Source organism: Hyphomicrobium sp. (genome assembly GCF_019744875.1).
In the GTDB taxonomy this organism is placed as follows: domain Bacteria; phylum Pseudomonadota; class Alphaproteobacteria; order Rhizobiales; family Hyphomicrobiaceae; genus Hyphomicrobium_C.
The window spans coordinates 253,301-274,341 of the sequence record NZ_JAIETU010000002.1 but is presented as its reverse complement, the minus strand read 5'-3'; the positions used below and the strand labels follow the sequence as shown (position 1 = coordinate 274,341).

The window sequence follows — 21,041 nt, the reverse complement described above, 5'->3', positions numbered from 1 at the left end:
GCTGTCCGGCCTTTCGCAGATGTCGCAGGCAGCCTGTGATCGCCGTCGCGTCTCGCCTATAGCCAAATCTCACATCGTCGAATAGAACCGGCCTCGCCATGCCAAAACGCACAGATATCGACTCCATCCTCATCATCGGCGCCGGCCCGATCATTATCGGCCAGGCGTGCGAGTTCGATTATTCGGGCACTCAGGCCTGCAAGGCCCTGAAGGCCGAGGGATATCGGATCATCCTGGTCAATTCGAACCCGGCCACGATCATGACCGATCCTGAGCTGGCTGATGCAACGTATATCGAGCCGATCACGCCCGAGATCGTGGCGAAGATCATCGTCGAGGAACGCCGCCAGCGCCCGAACGAGAAGCTCGTGCTGCTTCCGACCATGGGCGGCCAGACCGCGCTCAACACGGCGCTCGCCCTCGACAAGCAGGGCATCCTCGCCAAGCTCGGCGTCGAGCTGATCGGCGCGCGCGCCGAGGCGATCGACATGGCCGAGGACCGCAAACTGTTCCGCGACGCCATGGATCGCATCGGCCTCGAAAGCCCGCGCGCCATGATCGCCTCGTCGCCGGAGATCAAGGACGCCGAAGGCAACGTCATCGGCTACGACAAGGCGGCAGGCTTCGTCGAGGCCATGCGCGGACTCGAAGTGATCGGACTGCCGTCCATCATCCGCCCCGCCTTCACGATGGGCGGCACCGGCGGCGGCGTTGCTTACAACCGCGAAGAATTCGAGACCATCGCCCGCTCCGGCATCGACGCCTCGCCCGTCGGCCAGATCCTGATCGACGAAAGTCTGATCGGCTGGAAGGAGTACGAGATGGAGGTCGTCCGCGACAAGGCGGACAACTGCATCATCGTCTGCTCGATCGAGAACATCGATCCGATGGGCGTCCACACGGGCGATTCGATCACCGTCGCGCCGGCGCTGACGCTGACCGACAAAGAATACCAGATCATGCGCGACGCATCGCTTGCGGTGCTGCGAGAGATCGGCGTGGAGACCGGCGGCTCGAACGTGCAGTTCGCCGTCAATCCGGCCGACGGACGCCTCGTCGTCATCGAAATGAACCCGCGCGTCTCGCGCTCTTCCGCGCTTGCGTCGAAGGCCACTGGCTTCCCGATCGCGAAGGTCGCAGCCCGCCTTGCCGTCGGCTACACGCTGGACGAGCTCGACAACGACATCACCGGCGGCGCCACGCCCGCCTCGTTCGAGCCGTCGATCGACTACGTCGTCACCAAGATTCCGCGCTTTGCCTTCGAGAAATTCCAGGGCGCCGACACGACGCTCACCACCGCCATGCGCTCGGTCGGCGAGGCGATGGCCATCGGCCGCACGTTCGGCGAGAGCCTGCAGAAGGCCCTGCGCTCGATGGAAACGGGCCTCACCGGCCTCGATGACATCGAGCTCGAAGGCTTGGGCGCCGGCGACGACAAGAACGTCATTCGCGCGGCCCTCGGCCACCCGACGCCGGACCGCCTGCTCAAGGTCGCACAGGCTCTTCGCCTCGGCCTCGACGCCGAGCAGGTTCACGCCGCATGCAAGATCGATCCGTGGTTCATCGCCCGCATCGAGGAAATTCTGGACGTCGAAGCCCGCGTCAAGGCGCACGGGCTGCCGAAGTCGGCCGAGCACATCCGCCAGCTCAAGTCGATGGGCTTCTCCGACGCCCGTCTCGCCAAGCTCGCCGGCAAGACCGAAACCGAGGTGCGTGAAGCGCGCCGCGCGGCAGGTGTGCGCCCGGCCTTCAAGCGCATCGATACCTGCGCCGCCGAGTTCGCCTCGCCCACGGCCTACATGTACTCCACCTACGAGCGCGGCCTTGTGCTGGGCGAGGACGGTACGGGCGATGCGGCTCCGGCCTGTGAATCGCAGCCGACCGCGCGCGAAAAGGTCATCATCCTCGGCGGCGGTCCGAACCGCATCGGCCAGGGCATCGAGTTCGACTATTGCTGTTGCCATGCCTGCTTCGCGCTCACCGCGGCCGGATTCGAAACCATCATGGTCAACTGCAACCCGGAAACGGTCTCGACCGACTACGACACGTCCGATCGCCTCTACTTCGAGCCGCTGACGGCCGAAGACGTGATCGAGATCATCCACACCGAGCAGTCGAACGGCACCGTCAAGGGCGTCATCGTCCAGTTCGGCGGCCAGACGCCGCTCAAGCTCGCGAGCGCGCTCGAAGAGGCCGGCGTGCCCATTCTCGGCACGTCGCCGGACGCCATCGATCTCGCCGAGGACCGCGACCGCTTCAAGGCGCTGATCGACAAGCTCGGCCTCAAGCAGCCGGAGAGCGGCATCGCCCGCACGCCGGAAGAGGCGGCCGGCATCGCCGAGCAGATCACGTTCCCCGTCGTCATCCGCCCGTCCTACGTGCTCGGCGGACGCGCGATGGAAATCGTCCACGACCGCGCCGAAGTCGACCGCTACATCTCGCGTCTGTCGGCAACCCTCGACCGGCCGAGCGAGCTGGTCGTCTCCGCCAAGCGTCCGCTGCTCATCGACCGGTATCTCGCTGATGCGACCGAGGTCGACGTCGACTGCCTGTCCGACGGCAAGGACACCTTCGTCGCCGGCATCATGGAGCACATCGAGGAAGCGGGCATCCACTCGGGCGACTCCGCTTGCTCGCTGCCGCCGCACTCTCTCTCGCCCGCCATCGTCACCGAGCTTGAGCGCCAGGCGCGCGAGCTTGCGCTGGCGCTCGGCGTTGTCGGCCTCATGAACGTTCAGTTCGCCATCAAGGGCGAAACCGTCTACGTGCTCGAAGTCAATCCGCGCGCGTCCCGCACCGTGCCGTTCGTCGCCAAGGTGATCGGCACTCCGATTGCCGCAATTGCCGCTGAGATCATGGCCGGCCGCCCGCTCGCGAGCTTCGGCCTGAAACCGGTCAAGGTCGATCACGTCGCCGTAAAGGAAGCCGTGTTCCCGTTCGCCCGTTTCCCCGGCGTCGACCCGATTCTCGGACCCGAGATGCGCTCCACGGGCGAGGTCATGGGCATCGATCGCGACTTCTCGATCGCCTTCGCCAAGAGCCAACTCGGCGCCGGCCAGAAGCTGCCGAAATCGGGAACCGTGTTCGTCTCCGTTCGCGACAGCGACAAGGACCGGATCGTGGCCCCCCTGCGCGAGCTTGTGGACCTCGGCTTCAAGATCATCGCCACGCGGGGCACCCGCCGCCACCTCGAAGCGCACGGCGTGCCGTGCGACCAGATCAACAAGGTGCTGGAGGGCCGTCCGCATATTGTGGACGCGATGAAAAACGGCGACGTGGCCCTGGTTTTCAACACCACCGAGGGCGCCAAAGCTGTGTCTGACAGCAAGGACATCCGGCGCACGGCCTTGCTTCACCACATTCCGTATTATACAACTTTAGCCGGTGCGGTCGCGGTTACTCGCGCGATCAAGGCCTTGAAGGCCGATTCTCTCAACGTTGCTCCGCTGCAGGTCTATCTCGGTCGCGCCGTTTGAGACTTTACGCCTCGTCAGGCGTTATGTGACGCCCGGGTTCACAAGCGTACAGGGATGTTGCTAGTTTTGGTGCCGGCCGGTTAGGCCGGGCCGGATGGGAGATTTTAGCGAAATGTCGATGGAACGCGTCCCGATGACGGTTGAAGGCTTCAACACCCTCGAGGCGGAGCTGCACCGCCTCAAGGCCGAGGAGCGCCCGCGCATCATCCAGGCGATTTCCGAAGCCCGTTCGCACGGCGACCTCTCCGAGAACGCGGAATACCACGCGGCCAAGGAAGCCCAGGGCATGAACGAGGCCCGCGTCGCGGAGCTGGAGGACAAGATCGGCCGCGCCGAGGTCGTCGACACTTCGAAGCTGTCCGGCACGTCCATCAAGTTCGGCGCCACCGTCACCCTGGTCGACGAGGACACCGACGAGAAGGTCAAATACAAGATCGTGGGCGACCTCGAAGCCAACGTCCGCGACGGCAAGATCTCGATTTCGAGCCCCATCGCGCGCGCCCTGATCGGCAAGTCCAAGGGCGATTCCGCCGAGGTGACGACGCCCAAGGGCTCGCGCTCCTATGAAGTTTTGAAAGTCGAGTGGAAGTGAGCGAGAGCCGGCCGGATCGTCAGCCCAGGGCTGGCGTCGGTCGCGTCCTCACATCCCCCGTGCGGGTGACAGCCTTTGAGCGAACCTGACAGTGGACCTCCGGCGCAGCCGATCTCGGCCTTCGCCTATAGGTCTTTCCGCCTCTACTGGATGGCGCGGTTTCTGAACGGCTTTGCCACCCAGATCATCTCGGTGGCCGTCGGCTGGCAGATTTACGACGAGACGCGCGATCCCTTTCTGCTTGGCCTCGTCGGTCTGGTTCAGTTCGCCCCCGCCATCGTCTTCGTGCTGATCACCGGTACCGTCGCGGACCGCTACAACCGCCGCGTCGTGATGACCCTGTGCATCGGCCTCGAAGCGCTCTGCGTGGCGGCGCTGGCGGGCTTCTGGATTTTCCACGCCGCCAATCCCGGCCAGTACGGCCACGTCTGGCCTGTGTTCGTCATCCTCACGCTGTTCGGCGTCGCGCGGGCGTTTCTGACGCCATCGGTGCAATCGCTCGCGGCCAACATCGTGCCGCGCGAAGCCTTCGCCAACGCCGTGGCCTGGAACTCCTCGGCGATGCAGGCGTCCTTCACGATTGGCCCGGCGATCGGGGGCCTGCTCTACGGCATCTCCTCGCTCGTGCCCTATGCGGTCTCGTTCGTCCTGTTCGGGCTCGCGGCCCTGATGACCATTCTCATCCCGAACACGCTGCAAAAGACCTCGTCGGAACCGCGCTCCATCGAAACCATGCTGGCGGGCTTCCGCTACATTCGCAACAATCCCGTCGTCCTCGGCGCCATCTCGCTCGACATGTTCGCCGTGCTGCTGGGCGGCGCGACCGCGCTCCTGCCCGTGTTCGCGCGTGACGTGCTCGAGGTCGGCCCCTGGGGGCTCGGCTTTCTGCGCTCGGCCGCGGGCGTCGGCGCGCTCGTCATGGTCGCCTGGCTCGTCCGCAATCCGATCCGCGACCACGCCGGCAAGGTGATGTTCGCCACCGTCGCCGTCTACGGCCTGTCGATCATCGTCTTCGGTCTCTCGACGACGCTCTGGCTGTCGCTGCCCGCGCTGTTCGTCATGGGCGCGGCCGACATGGTGAGCGTCAACGTGCGCTCGACACTGATCCAGCTCGCAACGCCCGACGAACTGCGCGGCCGCGTCACGGCCGTCAACAGCGTCTTCATCGGCGCCTCGAACGAGGTCGGCGAGTTTCGCGCCGGTACCACCGCCGCGTTCATCGGCGCCGTGCCGGCCGTCGTCATCGGCGGCGTCGGCACGCTCGCCATCACCGCGCTTTGGACGAAGTTCTTCCCCGAGCTCTACAACAAGCGCCGCCTGACCTGAGGCCGCCGCCTGATCGGGACCTACGCGTCGTCGCGGGCGGACATCGGCACTCCCGGCGCGAGCTTGGCGCGCCGGATGGCGAGATTGGTTTTCACGCTCGCCACGTTCGGCGCCGCCGTCAGCTCCTTGAGCACGAACTCCTGGAACGAGGAGAGATCGGGCGCGACGCATTTCAGGATGTAGTCGCTCTCGCCAGAGAGCATGTGTGCTTCCCGCACCATCGGCCAGCCGAGCACGCGGTTCTCGAACGCGCGCAGATCGGGCTCCGCCTGGTTGTGAAGCCCCACCATGGCGAAGGCGGTCAGCTCGAAGCCCAGCGCCTTCTCGTCGATCAGCGCCGTATAGCCCTGGATCACGCCGGCATCCTCCAGCGCCCGCACGCGGCGCAGGCACGGCGGGGCGGAGAGCCCGACGCGCTTGGCGAGCGCCACGTTGGTGAGCGCGCCGTCGCTCATGAGTTCGCGCACGATGCGGCGGTCTACGGCGTCCAGGCGAAGGGGCATGGCAGCTCTCTCAAGAAATTCGGTCGAAACCCGGACCTAGGCACCTAGAATAGCCGCGCAACAAATGCAAAGGAATGCTCCGCCAAACCTTTCACCGCGATCGCGGGATCGACGGGTATGCCGCAGTAGACAGAGGCGCGCCGGGCAGGGATGATCGCGCAATGCAGACCGATACGCCGCCGAGCGAACCAGCGCGCCACCGCCCGACGCCCACGCTGGCGGGCGCGCGCGCCTGGATTTTCAGCGATGGCAAGGCAGGCCACGAAGCCCTGACGCGCGGCGTGGCCGAGGCACTTGGGCTCGCCATCGAATGGAAGCGAATTTCGCCCACCGGCCTCTGGAAGGCGCTCGCGCCCTGGGGGCCTGTTGCGCCGTCTGAGCGCTTTGGCCAACCCGGCAGCACGTTTGCTCCCCCCTGGCCGGACATCGCCTTCGCGGCCGGGCGCACGACGATGCCCTATCTCCGCGCGCTGAGGAAACGGGCCGGCCTCAAAACCTACTCCGTCGTCATGATGGACCCGAAGACGAGCCCCCGCAGCGCCGACCTGATCTGGGTGCCCGAGCACGACAAGCGGCGCGGCCCCAACGTGATTTCGACCCTAACCGCGCCCCATCCGCTATCACCGGCCCGCCTTGCCGAAATTCGCGGGCAGGGGCACGACGCCATCGCGCGCCTCAAGGCCCCGCGCGTCGCGGTGCTGATCGGCGGGCCGAACGAACGCTACCGCTACCCGCCCGAGACCATCGCGCGCCTTGCCGAAACGGTCCGCTCGCTCGCAGCCCTCGGTGCGGGCTTGATGATCACCGTGTCGCGCCGCACGCCGCCGGATCTCGTGGCCGCGCTCGACGATGCCGTTGCCGGCGCGGACGCGCTGTTCTGGAAAGGCGAGGGGGCCAATCCCTACGCCGCATTCCTGGCTCATGCCGATGCTTTCCTCGTTACAGCCGACAGCGTCAACATGGTGGGTGAAGCGGCAACCACGGGGCGGCCGATTTACATCTTCGAGCCTGAAGGCGGCGCGCCGAAGTTCGCGGCGTTTCACGACGCTTTGCGCGCCCAAGGCGTAACGCGCCTCGCGCCCACGCGCTTCGGCGGCGCGGAACACACCCTTGAGCAATGGAGCTACCCGCCGCTCTACGCCGCCACCGCCATCGCCCGCGAGATCGAAACCCGCTGGCAGCGCCGCAAGGCCATGCTGCCGGGCCTGACGTGATCGCCAACACGCAAACCACGACGAGAGCCTCCCTCCCATGACGGCACCCATCACCGCCGGCGGCACGCTCCCTACCGAGGGCGACCTCTCCCTTGCGTCGCGCCTCTGGCGCTGGATCGAGATGGCGATCCTGTTTGGGCTCGGGCCCATCGGCATGTATTGGGCCGTGCATGGCGAGCGCATTCCGCTGCTGTCGAACTACATCCCGCCGGGCACGAAAATTCCGATCTTCGTCGCGCTGCTGCCGGTACTGGCCATCGCCGTCGTCATGCTGATCGCCGATCGCACGTTCCAGCTCCGCCGCGAGTTGACGCGGCGCATCTCCTGGCGCAACGCCCTCTCGGTGCTCGCCATCTTCGCGCTGGGTGGCGGCTATGCAACCTATTGGGTGATGACGCATCACCCCGACTGGTTCCTGGAATTTCCGACCAACCGGCCGGAGACCTACCGGCGCATCATGTTCGCCTATCCGGTGTTCTCGGTCGCGGCGCAGGAGCTGCTCTATCGCACGTTCTTTTTCCACCGCTACGGGCCGCTGTTCGGCGGCCAGAAGTGGCTGGCGGTGATCGTCAACGGCATGGCGTTCGGCTTTGCCCACATCGTCATGGGCTCGCAGTTCGCGATCATTGCGACGACGCTCGGCGGCCTGGTGCTGGCCGCGCGCTATGCGCAGACGCGCAGTTTCTGGGCCGTTTTCATCGAGCACACGATCTGGGGCTGGCTGATCTTCACCATCGGCCTCGGCCGCTACTTCTTCACCGGTGTATCGAACGTTTGAGGTGGCGAACGCAAGCTCGGCCGGCAGCGGACGCACCCCTACTTGCGAGGATCGTCAGCGGGATTGATGTACGTAATGTTCCATGGCCCGGTCGCAGTGAGAAGAACGATGGTCTCTTCCTCGTTCCACAGATAATGGGCATGGCCCGCCGGCAACGTGAAGCTCGATCCGGCTCCGAGTTTATCGCCCTTTTGCCGATCGAGCTTATCGCCCATTCCGTTCCAAACCGTACCCTTCAAAACCGTGACCACCTCGGCGAATGGATGCGTGTGCGCAGGGATCTCGTAGTTTGCCGGGAACTTGAGGTAGGCCATGAACACGCCGGGCTTGCTTGGATCTCCGGCGATGAGCGCGCTTTCGGCGGCTCCCGGCAGCAATGCCTCATGCTTCCATGCGATGCCCGAGAGTTCGAAGTTCTCCATCTTCGAGATGGTCAACCGATCGATTTGATCGCCTTGCGCCAACGCGTGCGTCGAGACGATTGCCAAAATGAGACCTGCGACCGCGCCGCTGAGCATCCGCTTCATCTTCTGAGAATCCTTCCTGGAACGGGCTTGCAGTCAGTTCTGTAGTCTCAGGAGCCTGTGCGCAGAAGCCACTTTTTTGTGACGGCAACCGCAAGTCGCGTGATCGGCGTCGGCGCAGAGCGTTCTCTGCTCAAACTTTGCGTACTGACCAAAATCGGGTGCCGAAGGGGAAATCTCACCGACCTTCCTGATACCGTCGCCACTCTCTTAACGCCGCCTGTCCTGCATGATCTCGAGCTGCAACTGCTGGATCTCGGCCAGCCGCTGCCACTGCTTGCTGATCAGGTGATCGAGTTTTTCGTGCAGGTGGCGGATCTCAAGCTCCGCCTTGAGGTTCACCTGATAGTCGTTGAGCGACCGCAGCCGGTCTTTCGCCTCCTGCCGCTTCTGGCTCATCATGATGACGGGCGCCTGCAGCGCGGCGATGCACGACAGGATCAGGTTGAGCAGGATGAACGGGTAGGGATCGAACGAGTTGATCCCGCGCGCGAGATTGAAGGCGATCCACACGCCGAGCAGCACGAGGAAGCTCAGGATGAACATCCAGCTTCCGCCGAACGAGGCGAGATGGTCGGAGACGACTTCGCCGAAGCTGCGCTTTTCTTCGAACTCCTCCTCCACGTTCTCGGCCAGCGTCTCGTTGGTGGCGAGGCTCTCGGCCACCCGCCGCTCGATCTCGCTGATGTCGCCCGTCTCCGCCGACAGCAGCTCCTCGACATAGCGCGTCCGGTACCGGGCAATTTCAGACCGGGAGACGAGGGCGTCGTGCGCCAAGCCCGGATGATCGCGGTGGATCAGATCGGCGAGCGTCGGGCGGATGGTCTCCAGGTTCACGAGCTGCTTGCGCGGCAGGTCGCGCCCCGTGATGGCGCAGGACGCCTTGTTCGATGAACTGCCGTTGGGGTGCATGGTCGAGCCTCTGGATGGAGCGTTTCCTGGGAAGTTGGCGTGGAGGCCGGCGAACCGCAATGGGCGCGGCATTTCAGACCGGCCCGCAGATCCTGACCGGAGCCAATCCTTTCCCAGAGCAGGCCTTTCCCAGACATTGAGATTGCCCAGGCGATCCGCTAAAACCCCTGCAACTCCTGAAACCTCGAATTCGAAGAGGCGCCCTAATGGCTGCGGCCCACCAGTACGTCTACCACATGCACAAGCTCTCCAAGGCATACCCGGGGGGCAAGCAGGTCCTGAAGGACATCTCGCTCTCGTTCCTGCCCGGCGCCAAGATCGGCGTCGTGGGGCTCAACGGCGCGGGAAAATCGACCCTGCTCAAGATCATGGCCGGCACCGTCGACGACTTCCTGGGTGAGGCAAAGCCCGCCGACGGCATCAAGGTCGGCTACCTGGCGCAGGAACCCGAACTCGATCCCGCCAAGGACGTACTCGGCAACGCCATGGAAGGCGTGGCGGAGAAGAAGGCGATCCTCGACCGCTATAACGAGATCGCGGCCAACTACTCCGAAGAGACCGCCGACGAGATGACGGCGCTCCAGGACCAGATCGACGCGCTGAACCTGTGGGATCTCGACACGCAGGTCGAGCAGGCGCTCGACGCGCTGCGCTGCCCTCCGGGCGATGCCGACGTCACGAAGCTCTCCGGCGGCGAAAAGCGCCGCGTTGCGCTCACGCGGCTCCTGCTCTCGAAGCCGGACATCCTGCTGCTCGACGAACCGACCAACCATCTCGACGCCGAGAGCGTCGCCTGGCTCGAGCACTTCCTGAAAGAGTACACGGGCTGCGTCATCCTCGTGACGCACGACCGCTACTTCCTCGACAACCTCACCGACTGGACGCTGGAGCTTGATCGCGGCCAGGGCGTGCCGTGGAAGGGCAACTACTCGAGCTGGCTCGAGCAGAAGGCCAAGCGCGCCGAGAGCGAAAAGGCCGCCGAGGAAGGCCGCCAGAAGCAGATGGCCCGCGAGTTGGAATGGATCCGCTCCTCGCCCAAGGCGCGGCAGGCGAAATCCAAGGCGCGTATTTCCGCCTACGACAAGCTGGTCGAGCAGGCCGGCCGCGAGGACGTGGGCAAGGCCTCGTTCTCGATCGCGCCCGGCCCACGGCTCGGCGACATGGTGGTCGAGGTCGACGGCCTGTCGAAGGCGTTCGGCGATCGCCTGCTGATCGACAACCTGACCTTCAAACTGCCGCCCGGCGGCATCGTCGGCGTCATCGGCCCGAACGGCGCCGGCAAGACGACGCTCTTCAAGATGCTGACCGGCAAGGAGCAGCCGGACGGCGGCGCCATCAAGCTCGGCCCCACCGTCAAGCTTGCCTACGTCGACCAGAGCCGCGATCACCTCGACGATAAGAAGACCGTGTGGGAGGAAATCTCGGGCGGCCTCGACATCATGAAGTTCGGCGACAAGCGCGAGATGTCGTCGCGCGCCTATTGCGGCTGGTTCAACTTCAAGGGACCGGATCAGCAGAAGAAGGTCGGGCTGCTCTCGGGCGGCGAGCGCAACCGCGTGCATCTCGCCAAGATGCTGAAGGAGGGCGGCAACCTGCTGCTGCTCGACGAGCCGACCAACGACCTCGACACCGAAACGCTCGGCGCGCTCGAAGCGGCACTCGAAGATTTCCCCGGCTGCGCCGTGGTCATCTCACATGACCGCTTCTTCCTCGACCGCCTCGCGACCCACATCCTGGCCTTCGAAGGCGACAGCCATGTCGAATGGTTCGAGGGCAACTTCGAAGCCTACGAGGAAGACAAGAAGCGCCGCCTGGGCGACGCCTCCGTCGAGCCTCACCGCATCAAGTTCAAGCGCTTCGAGCGGTAAGGAAGCCGAACGCACGAAACGAAGCAACGCACGCGGTGGGCAGCGCCCGCCGCGCGCGGCGTTACCCAAGCTTTACGCATTTGTAAGCGCGAAGTAAGCGCACTTCATCGGTCTCCGGGATTAGAACTGGCCTCATAACACCAAGGCCAAGGAGGCTACGATGACCAGACTTGCAATCCCGCTCGCCATCATGATCGCTTTCGCCGGGCCGGCATTCGCCGACACGTGCAAATCGCAGGCGACCGCGAAAAGCCTGCACGGCGCGGCCGAGACGAGCTTCATCAAGAAGTGCTCGTCGGATGCGAAGTCCAAGTGCGAGACCGACGCCAAGGCCAAGAGCCTGCACGGCGCCGCCGAGATGAGTTTCGTGACGAAGTGCATGAAGGGCGTCTAGTGCATTTCCGATCTGACGGAGTAGGCAAGAGGATCTAGGTGGCTGGATCCTGGCCTCCGCCAGGATGACGTGTGGAATGAGCGGTCCGTAGCGACCAATAAACCCGTCACCCTGACGAAGGTCAGGGCCCAGTCACGTCTCAAGCTGTGCTCATCGAGCGGACTAGCGCGAAGCCGTGTGATCGGAAAATGCTCTAGCACACGCGAGTGGGCCGCACATGCGGGGAAGAGCCCCGCTGTGCAGCCTCGCGTATGACATTGCGACAACCGCACCGCGCTGCGATTGATTGTTTTTGAGCAGCGCTCTGGCCGATCCATATCGTCCACTCCCTAGGGAGCTCCGACAAACAAGCGCGACGTGCTTCAGCGCATCAACCTGCCAACGGCCTCAATCATCCGACAACTTGCTGTTGCCACATCTCCGCCCTCCGGTACGATGTGGCGCAAGCGTTGTGCGGCGTGAGGGGCGTCACCATGGATTTTGTCTTTGGCATTGCCGAGTACTTCGGCAACTGGATCGCGGCCGCGATCGAGCACCTCACCGGATGGCGGCCCGACGAGCGCGCAAAGAACATCATCGACTGGATCGGTCTCATCACGTCGGCGATTGCCGGCATTTGGGGCCTTGGAGCGCTCATCCGCGGCGGCGGCAGCGCAACGAAGCAGGACATCGAAACGCTTCGCCAGGAGCTGCAGGCCCTCCGGGAGGCCCGGGAGGCATCGCAGCCGTCCCACAGCGGCAACCCGGTTTCAGCGCCAGACACCGGCCTGGCCCGCGACTTGGATGCAGCCCTGGACACCGCCCTCAAGGCAGGCAATCGCCGCGCGCTGAAAGACAAAACGGCGGCCGCGGTCGAAGCGGCCATCGATGCACTCCTGGCCGAGCACGCCGCCGCGCGCAAACGGCAGTCGAAGGAGGAGGCCGCGCTGTGGCGGCAGAAAGGTGCCCTCGCATTTTTGCGTGACACGAAAGCGGCCCTCGCAGCCTATGCGAAGGCGACCGAACTCGACCCGGACGATGTGGAGGCCTGGAACGCGCTCGGTCATCTCCAGCAGCGCGTCGGCAAGTCAGGCGAGGCCATCGCGTCCTTCGAGCGTGTTCGTGGTCTTGCCGACAAAAGCGGAAACCTGCCCATCGCTGCCATGGCCATCGGCAACATCGGCATTTCACAAATAGCTCGTTCCGAGATCAGCGCAGCGGAGCGCTCGCTCACAGAGGCCCTCCGGATCTACGAGAAGCTGGGAAACAAGGTTGGCATGGCCAATCAGTTGGGAAACCTCGGCAGCGTCCATGCGGCGCGTGGCGATTTCGAAAAGGCGCTGTCGGCTTTTCGGCAGGCGCTCGCAATCGACGAGGCGCTCGGCCGCAAGGACGGTATGGCCAACGCCTACGCCAACATCGGCAACGTCTTTTTGAGATGTGAGCAGCCCGACAAGGCGGAGGCGATGTATCGTAAGGCATTGGCGCTCTATGAGGAGCTTGGCAGCGCGACGGACATCGCCACCTCTACCGGCAATCTCGGCAACGTCCACCTGACGCGCGACGAGATCGATGCGGCCGAGGCCATGTTCCGCAAGGCGCTGGAGATCGACACCAAGCTGGGCCACAAGCAAGGCATCGCCAATCACTACGGAAACTTGGGCATCGTGTTCGACATTAGAGACGATCTCGAGCAGGCCGAAGCGATGTACCGGAAGGGGCTCGCGATCAACGTGGAGCTGGGGGACAAGGTAGGCATGGCCAACGCCTACGGCAACCTCGGCATCCTCAGCGAAAGGCGCGGCAATCTCGCCGAGGCGTGCGACTATTGGCGGAGAGCCCTCGATCTGTCCCGGCAGATCGGCGCAAAGCCGATGATCGAAAAGATGCAAGGCTGGCTGCGCAATGCCGGCGATCCCGCGGGACAGTCCGGCGCTGTTCTCTAGCCAAGTCGCATCTCATTCCGTCTGTCTCCCCGAGTTCGAAACGTCCAGAGCGACACCATGCAGAACGAAACCTGGGTCGCGCTCACGATTTCGGCCGGCGGAGCGTTAGCGACTGTGGTGATGTTGGCGCTCAAGGCGCGGCTCAACGGCGACGACCCGAGCGAGCGCGCGCCCATGCTGCGGCAGTTCGTGGCCTACTTCGCCGCCTACCTCGCGGCGTTCGCGGCGGCTGCCACTCTCGAGCGGCCCTGGTCGCTCCTAGTTATCGTATTCGCGGCATCAGTGGCGTTCGCGGTGACGATGCACGGAGACCGGCCGCTGCCGACGCGAGCCTTCCTGCGGATCTGGACGATCACGCTCGCGGTCTTCGTCGGCCTGTGGGGGCTCTACGAGGTGCTGCTGCTCGCCGGCATCGATCTGCTCGACAAGAATTTCGAACCACCCCGTCAAGGCGCCGAATAGGCCCGGTCGAGATTGCGCGCCTTGTCGAAGTTGACGGCCTGATCGCGGCCTACCAGCACTTCGATGTGGGCAGAGCTCAGATCCGCTCCGTTGAAATCCGTCTTCGCGACGTTCGCGCCGTGAAAATCCGCGCCCGAGAGCGCCGCACCCGCAAGCACACTGCCGGAGAGGTTCGTGTCCTTGAGAGAGGCGAATTCGAGCACGGCGCCGATCAGCCCCGCGTTCGTCACGGACGCGCCGTCGAGCTTGGCCGAACGCAGAATGAAGGGGTGGCGGCGGCTGTCGCGGGCAGGCTTGCCGTCGGTCATGTTAATGCCGTCGAGGTGCGCGCCGACGAGGCTCGCCTGCGAAAGATCGCACGCCACGCGCGCCTTCGCGAGGTTGGCCCCGTCGAGCTTGGCGCGCAGGAATTGCGAGGAGACGAGGCTCGCGCCTTCGAGATTGGCGCTCGTGAGATTGGCATCCACGCCCCAGGCCTGATCGAGCATCGCGCCTGCGAGGTTCGCGCCCGTGAGGTTCGTGCCGTTGAGGCGCGCCGCCTGCAGGTTGGCGCCATGCAGATCCAGCCCGGAGAGATCGAGCCGGTTGAGCTGCTTGCCGCTGAAGTCCACGCGGCCTCCCGTCCCCGCGGCCGTGATGGCGGCCTCCACGTCCGCGCGCGAGACATCGGCCTTGGTGAAGGCGTCCGAGTTGAGATCGATATACTGCCAGAGATCTTGCGCCAGCGCGGGCTGAGCGGGGACTGTAAAAGAGAGGCCAACAGCAGACAAAACGGCGAACACGGATCGCATCATCACCACCTTCGGTTTTCGATCGATTGAACCGCGCCGCCGTGCCCGATCCGGGAACCGGTATATCCCTCCTGCCGCCGGGTGCCTAGTCGTCCGGATAAACGCCGCGCAGCACCTCTGCGAAGTGCGATTTCACGCTGTCGTTGCAGGCGCACGAGCGCTTGACGAGCAGGTCCTTGTCACTGACGACGAGCGAGCCGCGACGGGTTTCCAGAATGCCGTCCGCCTTGAAGGTCTGGATCACGCGGCTGGTATAGCTGCGCCCCACGCCGAGCATCGACGCAAGCTCTTCGTGCGTGAGCGGCACGACCTGGGTGTCCATGCGCTCCATGGCCGACAGGATCCACTTGGCCGTGCGCTGCTCGATGGAGTGGATGGCGTTGCAGGCCGTCGATTGGAAAATCTGCGCCAGCAGGCAATCGGCATAGCGCGCAAACAGGGAGCGCAGGCTCGGAGAACGCGCCTTTGCTGCCTCGAGCTGGCTCACCGGCAGGAACCCGAACCGCCCGCCGAACTTGACGACGACGCGGCAGTAGGCGGGCAGATTGCCGGAGCTGACGATGCCCCCGACGGCCCCCTCGCGCCCGATCAGGATCGTTTCGACGTCGCGTCCGTCCGCGTTGGTGACGAGATAGGAGATGAGGCTCGGCCCGCACGGGAAATACACCGTCGCGACGTTGTCCCCAGGCTTGTAAAGCTCCTGTCCGGCCTCGCACTCGGTCACGTCGAGATGCGGGCTGAGCAACGCGAAATCATCGCGCCGCAAAGCGCGTAGCAGGTTGCTTTCACAAACTTCGGTATCGCCCATGGACGGGCTGCGCTCGAGAACCATCACGCCACCCTAACACGCCTGTGAATGGCATTGTGTGCACAAGTGAACAGACAGCGCGAGCGCGAGCTGATTGTGTAGCGGCATCGAAGTGGGCTCAGGCGACCCCATTGCGAGCATCACGACGTCCTTCCCGCCGATTGCACTTGTTTCCGTGAGGCATCCCCAGGCGACCAAAAGTCGAGCGACAAATCAAGACCCATCGCAGGTGTCCTGGCTATCAGCAGGAGTTGGCCCGTGGACCACATCGAACGCGTCTTCCACATAGACCTCCAATCAGGCGAGCCAGTCATGGGCCCCACCGAGTTCGCGCCCGAACCTACCCCGCGCGTGCCCTCCGACGTGCTCATCGTCGAGGACAATTTCCTGATCGCCCTGGATACGCAGGAGATGCTGGCTGAGCTTGGCGTCGCCAGCGTCCGCAGCGCGGATTCGGTCGAGGCCGCCCTCGAGATGATCGCCGCCAGGGTGCCGGAGTTCGGACTGCTGGACGTCAATCTGGGGCAGACCAAGGGCTTCGAGGTGGCCGAGCGGCTGGCCGCACTGGGCGTGCCGTTCGCCTTCGCCACCGGATACGGCGACCGGGAAGCGTTCCCGCTTCCCTTCGCCGACGCGGCCTTCGTGAGCAAGCCCTTCACAATCGAGGCCCTGCGCGAAGTCCTCGCCGGCGGCGCTTAGCCGCCGGGGTCCTGCAAGACGCGCGAAACAACGCATGTCGCCCCGCTGGGCGGACGATTAGACTAGGCGCCCGGTCGATTGAGTGACCGCCTGGAGCGCCGCCCTGCATGGATCTCTTCCGCCTCTACACGCGTGCGCTCTCCCAGCTCTCGTCGGAAAAGGTCCTGGCCGCCACACTCGCGCTGGCATCGGTCGCGATCGGCTTCGTGCAGCTCGCCGAGCCGATCCTGCTCGGCCGCGTAGTCGATGCGCTCTCGCGCGGAGAAGCGGCCTTCCCGACAATTGGGCTATGGGCCGCGCTCGGCCTGTTCGGCATTCTCGCGAGCGTCGTGGTGGCGGTCTTCGCCGACCGCCTTGCGCACCGGCGTCATCTGGCAGCCATGGCGGACGCCTTCGAGCGCGCCATCACCCTGCCGCAGGGCTATCACGCCAGCCGCGGTTCGGGCGCCGTCGTCCGCTCGCTCTTGCAGGGAACGGATTCGCTCTTCTGGCTCTGGCTCGGCGCCATGCGCGAGCAGGTGACGGCCGTCGCCGGCGTGCTGATGCTGGTGCCAACCGCCATCAGCATGGATCCGCGCATGGCAGCCATCCTGGCCGTGCTCGCCGTCGCCTACATCGCCATGAACGCCCTCGTCATGCGCAAGACGAAGACCGGGCAGGCGAATGTCGAACGCTACAACTCGGCGGTCTACGGCCGCGTCGGCGACGTGATCGGCAACGTCACGGTGGTGCAGAGCTTCGCGCGGCTGCGCGCCGAGAGCGATGCCATGCGCGCCGTCATGAGCGACCTCCTTGCCGCCCAGTATCCGGTGCTGACGTGGTGGGGCATCCTGACCGTGCTGCAGCGCGCCGCCGCGACCATCACGATGGTCGCCGTCTTCGCAACCGGCGCCGTGCTTGCCGGTCGCGGCGAGCTGACGGTGGGCGAGATCGTCTCGTTCGTCGGCTTCGCCAGCCTCCTGATCGCCAAGCTCGACCAGATCTCGGGTTTTGTCACGGCGATGCACCGGCGCGCGCCCATCATGCGGGCCTACTTTGCGCTGCTCGATGAGCGCGACGAGATTTCCGAGCGTCCCGGCGCCGCGCCACTCCCGCCGGTCAAGGGAGACGTACGCTACGAGGGCGTGAGCTTCCGCTTTCCCGAGAGCGAGCAGGGCGTCTTCGATCTCACGCTGAGCGCAAAGCCCGGGCAGACCGTGGCGCTCGTCGGCCCGACGGGCTCAGGCAAATCCACCACCGCCTCGCTGCTGATGCGCCTGCGCAATCCCGACGCCGGCCGCGTGCTGATCGACGGCCATGACATCGCCGACATGACCCTCGCATCCGTTCGCCAGCAGATCGCCGTCGTGTTCCAGGATGCCGGGCTGTTCAATCGCTCGATCGGCGACAACATCGCCATCGGCCGGCCGGGTGCAACGCTGGCCGAGGTCGAGCACGCCGCCCGCATGGCGGAAGCGCATGACTTCATCGCCCGCAAGCCGGACGGCTATGGTTTCGTCATCGGCGAGCGCGGCGTTGCGTTGTCGGGCGGCGAGCGCCAGCGCATCGCCATCGCGCGCGCCATCCTGAAAGATGCGCCGATCCTCGTGCTCGATGAAGCAACAAGCGCCCTCGACGCGGAGACGGAGGCGCGCATCAAGCGGGCGCTCGATCGCCTGCGCGCCGGCCGCACGACCTTCATCATCGCCCACCGCCTCTCGACCGTCGCCAATGCCGACGAAATCCTCGTGCTCGACCAGGGACGCATCGTGGAGCGGGGCAGGTTTGCGGAGCTCGCGGCCGGAAAGGGTCTCTTCGCGCGCATGGTGGCGGAGGGCGGCTTCACGATCCCGAAGGCGGCGGAGGGCGGGGCGGAGGCGGAAAGCGCCGCCCACTAGTTTGCGCTCAAGCTCGCGAGAGCGCCTACCCGGCGAGAACCTTGCGCAGGCGCGGCCACAACACGTTGAGCGCAAGTCCCGACATGACGAAGCACGCCGCCACGAGCTTCCAGTCGTGGAGCGGCTCACCCAGCGCGAGAGCCGACGCCCCCATGCCGAAAATCGGCACCAGCAGCGTCATCGGCGCAATCGTCGCCACGGGATAGCGCGCGAGCAGCGCACTCCAGGCCGCGTACCCGAACAGCGTGTTACCGGTCGACTGCCAGGCGACCGCCCCCCACGTGGCCGCCGTCGCGTTCGCAAGGCCGGTCGAGATCGCGGGCCAGCCTTCGAACAGATACGACATCGCAAACAGCGGCACCGCCGAGAAGAAGCTCGCCCACACCACGAAGCCGAGCATGTCCACGCCCGGCGTCGCACGCACGACCATGTTGCTTGCAGCCCACCCGGCCGCCGCGGCGAGAACGAGCGCGAGTCCGAGCGCCGTGGTCGTCGCGTCCGTGTGGCGGAGGATGATGAGAATGCCGGCCAGCGCCAGCAGGAGCGCGATGACCTGAAACACCCGCAGCCTCTCGCCATTGAGCACGCCCGCCAGCAAAATCGTGAAGAACACCTGCGTCTGGACCACGAGCGAGGCCAGGCCCGGCGTGATGTAACCGCTCATGGCTGTATAGAGCAGGCCGAACTGCCCAGCGCCCACGAAAACACCGTAGGCCGCGAGATTGCGCCACGGCACGGCGGGCCGCTTGATGAACAACACGGCCGGAATGAGCGCGAACGTAAAGCGCAGCGCCGCAAACAGCAGCGGCGGAAGCTGCTCGAGCCCGACGTGAATGACGACGAAGTTCGAGCCCCAGACAGCCGTGATTGCAATGGCTATGAGCGCATCGCGCAACGAGAGAGTTTGGGGCGCGATGCGCAAAGGGCGGAGCCTGGAAAATGAGCGGCTGCCGGGGTCACGGCAGCCGGGGAATGAACGAGGGACTAGCCCGCAACGACCGGGTCGGGCGTGGGCGCGGCCCGGCTGGTGCCGAAACCGTGCATGCGCAGCTTCCACTGCAGCGCCACGATGAAGCCCTTGACCGGCTGCAGCAGCGCCAGCGTCAGGATGACCGTGAGTGGCAGCCAGAGCGACCAGTGCACCCAGACTGGCGGCGCGTACGTGAATTCAGCCCAGAGGACGAGACCGACGACGATGTGGCCGACGATGGACATGACGATGTACGCCGGCATGTCGTCAGCGCGATGGTGATGCAACTCCTCGCCGCACGACGGGCAGGTCTCGGCGACCTTGAGAAACTTGCGAAACAGGCGGCCTTCACCGCACTCCGGACACTTGCAGCTCGCGCCGCGCAAGAGCGCCTGACTCATGGTTGGCTCGGAAGCGGTCATGAAAGGTCTCCTCAGTTGGGCTTATTGATTTCCCAAACGATACCCGCGATTGTATGGATCAACAACGCGCGTAATGACCCAATTGTATGGTTTGGACGCCGACAATCTCAGACCGTCAGGGGCCGATCTACCAGCGCATCGTTAATGCGTTGGCGGACGACATCGCAGCCGGCCGGGTTCATGCCGGCCAGACGCTTCCCACCCACAGGTCGCTCGCGGCGGCGCTGGGGGTCGACGTCACGACCGTCACGCGGGCCTACACGGAGGCCGGCCGGCAGGGGCTGACGGAAGCCCGCGTCGGGCGCGGAACGTTCGTCAAAGGGGCGCCTCCGGCCTCGGTTCGCTCCGCCGCGTCTCCCGGCATCGATCTGTCGATGAACCTCCCGCCGTTCCCAGCGAACGCGCGGTTCGATTCCCACCTCGCCCACACCCTCGGCGAAATACGCGCCGGTCCCGGACTGTCCGCCTACCTGACCTATCGCCAGGCCGCTGGTACGGCGAGCGAGCGCCAGATCGCGGCCGACTGGCTGGGCCCGGTGCTAGCGGGTGTGGCTGCGGACCGCGTGCTGCTCGCGCCCGGAACGCAGGCGGCGCTCTATGCGCTCCTGCTGCAGCACGCCGAGCCCGGCGCCACGATCCTCACCGAGCATCTGACATTCCCCGGCATGAAGGCTGCGGCCGAACTCGCCGGCGTCACGCTCGCGGGCGTCGCGATGGACGGCGAAGGCATCATCCCGGAGGAACTGGACCGGGTCGCGCGCAAGCATGCCGCAAAGCTCGTCTACCTCATGCCGACGATCCACAATCCGACGACGATCACCATGCCGGAGGAGCGCCGCCGCCGCGTCGCCCACGTGATCCGCGAACGCGATCTTCTGTTGATCGAAGATGACCCGCACGCGTTTCTCGCGCCGGGACATCTCCCGCTCTCGGCCTTGATCCCGGAGCGAAGCTATCTGGCAGCCAGCCTCTCGAAATGCATCGCGCCGGGATTTCGTATCTCGATCCTCGTCGCACCCGACGCACAGGCGGCAGAGGCGGTGGCGACGCGGTTGCGCGCGATGCTGCAGATGTCGGTGCCGCTGATGGTCGCCGTTTTGACCCGATGGATGCGCGACGGAACGGCCCTTGCCATCGTCAATGCCGTCCGCACCGAGGCAACAGCCAGGCAGACGCTCGCGCGCGGCATCCTGGGGCCGGACCACCTGGTGGCGCACCCGCAGGGCCTGCATGCGTGGGTGCCATTGCCGGACGGTCTGTCCGCCGCACGCTTCGCCGCCGATCTGCATGGCCGCGGACTGGCCGTCGTCACGTCGGACGCATTTGCCGCCGATGCCGATCCGCCCAGCGCGATCCGCCTCGGGCTTGGCGCGGCCCAGAACCGCGCGCAGCTCGTCAAGGCGCTCGAAATTCTGTCTGCCGCGCTCACGGCGCGTCTCTAAAAGATTGCGGGCCGCGACATCCGCCGCAGCCCGCCTGTCCAACCGAAAACGTCACGAA

General features: G+C 65.4%; 19 protein-coding genes. 12 read left to right on the top strand and 7 right to left on the bottom strand.

The genetic code is table 11. The annotated features are described in order from the left end of the window. The first annotated feature begins 98 nt into the window (after positions 1-98). From carB to K2Y42_RS01365, 3 genes are all read left to right on the top strand, one after another. A complete protein-coding gene (carB, locus tag K2Y42_RS01375; protein ID WP_291147642.1) occupies positions 99-3,476 on the top strand; it encodes a carbamoyl-phosphate synthase large subunit in 3,378 nt (1,125 codons plus the stop codon). Between the two features lie 118 nt (positions 3,477-3,594). Further along, positions 3,595-4,068 (top strand): transcription elongation factor GreA, encoded by a 474-nt coding sequence (greA, locus tag K2Y42_RS01370; protein WP_291150129.1) that lies wholly within the window; start codon positions 3,595-3,597, stop codon positions 4,066-4,068. Positions 4,069-4,143: 75 nt separating this feature from the next. Then, a complete protein-coding gene (locus K2Y42_RS01365) occupies positions 4,144-5,394 on the top strand; it encodes an MFS transporter (RefSeq protein ID WP_291147640.1) in 1,251 nt (416 codons plus the stop codon). Positions 5,395-5,414: 20 nt separating this feature from the next. On the opposite strand, the gene K2Y42_RS01360 is transcribed toward K2Y42_RS01365, so the two are convergent. Continuing rightward, complete coding sequence (locus K2Y42_RS01360) at positions 5,415-5,897, bottom strand: Lrp/AsnC family transcriptional regulator (RefSeq protein WP_291147639.1); 483 nt, start codon at positions 5,895-5,897, stop codon at positions 5,415-5,417. A gap of 161 nt (positions 5,898-6,058) precedes the next feature. Here K2Y42_RS01360 and K2Y42_RS01355 point away from each other — a divergent pair, with 161 nt between their 5' ends. Next, positions 6,059-7,111, top strand: coding sequence for a mitochondrial fission ELM1 family protein (locus tag K2Y42_RS01355; RefSeq protein WP_291147637.1), 1,053 nt, complete (start codon positions 6,059-6,061; stop codon positions 7,109-7,111). A 37-nt stretch (positions 7,112-7,148) separates the two neighbouring features. Next, positions 7,149-7,889, top strand: a complete 741-nt coding sequence (locus K2Y42_RS01350; RefSeq protein WP_291147635.1) for a CPBP family intramembrane glutamic endopeptidase — start codon at positions 7,149-7,151, stop codon at positions 7,887-7,889. Between the two features lie 38 nt (positions 7,890-7,927). Here the strand turns inward: K2Y42_RS01350 and K2Y42_RS01345 are convergent, their stop codons facing one another. Together K2Y42_RS01345 and K2Y42_RS01340 are read right to left on the bottom strand one after the other, a co-directional pair. Then, positions 7,928-8,416: a cupin domain-containing protein gene (locus K2Y42_RS01345; protein ID WP_291147634.1), complete on the bottom strand. Its 489-nt coding sequence runs from the start codon at positions 8,414-8,416 to the stop codon at positions 7,928-7,930. 207 nt (positions 8,417-8,623) lie between these two features. Next, a complete protein-coding gene (locus K2Y42_RS01340; RefSeq protein ID WP_291147632.1) occupies positions 8,624-9,325 on the bottom strand; it encodes a DUF1003 domain-containing protein in 702 nt (233 codons plus the stop codon). A 206-nt stretch (positions 9,326-9,531) separates the two neighbouring features. Here K2Y42_RS01340 and ettA point away from each other — a divergent pair, with 206 nt between their 5' ends. The 4 genes from ettA to K2Y42_RS01320 all read left to right on the top strand — a co-directional run bounded on the left by ettA (position 9,532) and on the right by K2Y42_RS01320 (position 13,974). Next, positions 9,532-11,193 carry an energy-dependent translational throttle protein EttA gene (ettA, locus tag K2Y42_RS01335; RefSeq protein ID WP_291147630.1) on the top strand — a complete coding sequence of 554 codons (1,662 nt, stop codon included), beginning with the start codon at positions 9,532-9,534 and terminating at the stop codon, positions 11,191-11,193. 160 nt (positions 11,194-11,353) lie between these two features. Then, positions 11,354-11,587, top strand: a complete 234-nt coding sequence (locus K2Y42_RS01330) for a hypothetical protein (RefSeq protein ID WP_291147628.1) — start codon at positions 11,354-11,356, stop codon at positions 11,585-11,587. Between the two features lie 473 nt (positions 11,588-12,060). Further along, positions 12,061-13,512 carry a tetratricopeptide repeat protein gene (locus K2Y42_RS01325; protein ID WP_291147626.1) on the top strand — a complete coding sequence of 484 codons (1,452 nt, stop codon included), beginning with the start codon at positions 12,061-12,063 and terminating at the stop codon, positions 13,510-13,512. Between the two features lie 57 nt (positions 13,513-13,569). Beyond that, positions 13,570-13,974, top strand: a complete 405-nt coding sequence (locus K2Y42_RS01320; protein WP_291147624.1) for a hypothetical protein — start codon at positions 13,570-13,572, stop codon at positions 13,972-13,974. Here K2Y42_RS01320 and K2Y42_RS01315 read toward each other — a convergent pair. Both K2Y42_RS01315 and K2Y42_RS01310 read right to left on the bottom strand, forming a co-directional pair. Continuing rightward, positions 13,959-14,768 carry a pentapeptide repeat-containing protein gene (locus tag K2Y42_RS01315; protein WP_291147622.1) on the bottom strand — a complete coding sequence of 270 codons (810 nt, stop codon included), beginning with the start codon at positions 14,766-14,768 and terminating at the stop codon, positions 13,959-13,961. The genes K2Y42_RS01320 and K2Y42_RS01315 overlap by 16 nt on opposite strands. A gap of 82 nt (positions 14,769-14,850) precedes the next feature. Next, positions 14,851-15,597, bottom strand: coding sequence for a Crp/Fnr family transcriptional regulator (locus K2Y42_RS01310; RefSeq protein WP_291147621.1), 747 nt, complete (start codon positions 15,595-15,597; stop codon positions 14,851-14,853). A 234-nt stretch (positions 15,598-15,831) separates the two neighbouring features. Between K2Y42_RS01310 and K2Y42_RS01305 the strand changes: the two genes are divergently transcribed. Then, positions 15,832-16,272 carry a response regulator gene (locus K2Y42_RS01305; protein WP_291147620.1) on the top strand — a complete coding sequence of 147 codons (441 nt, stop codon included), beginning with the start codon at positions 15,832-15,834 and terminating at the stop codon, positions 16,270-16,272. Positions 16,273-16,379: 107 nt separating this feature from the next. Beyond that, positions 16,380-18,149, top strand: a complete 1,770-nt coding sequence (locus K2Y42_RS01300) for a glucan ABC transporter ATP-binding protein/ permease (protein WP_291147618.1) — start codon at positions 16,380-16,382, stop codon at positions 18,147-18,149. Between the two features lie 25 nt (positions 18,150-18,174). Here K2Y42_RS01300 and K2Y42_RS01295 read toward each other — a convergent pair whose 3' ends face one another. Further along, complete coding sequence (locus tag K2Y42_RS01295) at positions 18,175-19,071, bottom strand: EamA family transporter (protein ID WP_291147616.1); 897 nt, start codon at positions 19,069-19,071, stop codon at positions 18,175-18,177. Positions 19,072-19,133: 62 nt separating this feature from the next. Continuing rightward, entirely contained in the window at positions 19,134-19,541 is a 408-nt protein-coding gene (locus K2Y42_RS01290) for a DUF983 domain-containing protein (protein WP_291147614.1), read from the bottom strand. A gap of 86 nt (positions 19,542-19,627) precedes the next feature. Here K2Y42_RS01290 and K2Y42_RS01285 point away from each other — a divergent pair, with 86 nt between their 5' ends. Next, positions 19,628-20,983, top strand: coding sequence for a PLP-dependent aminotransferase family protein (locus K2Y42_RS01285; RefSeq protein ID WP_291147612.1), 1,356 nt, complete (start codon positions 19,628-19,630; stop codon positions 20,981-20,983). Positions 20,984-21,041 lie beyond the last annotated feature (58 nt).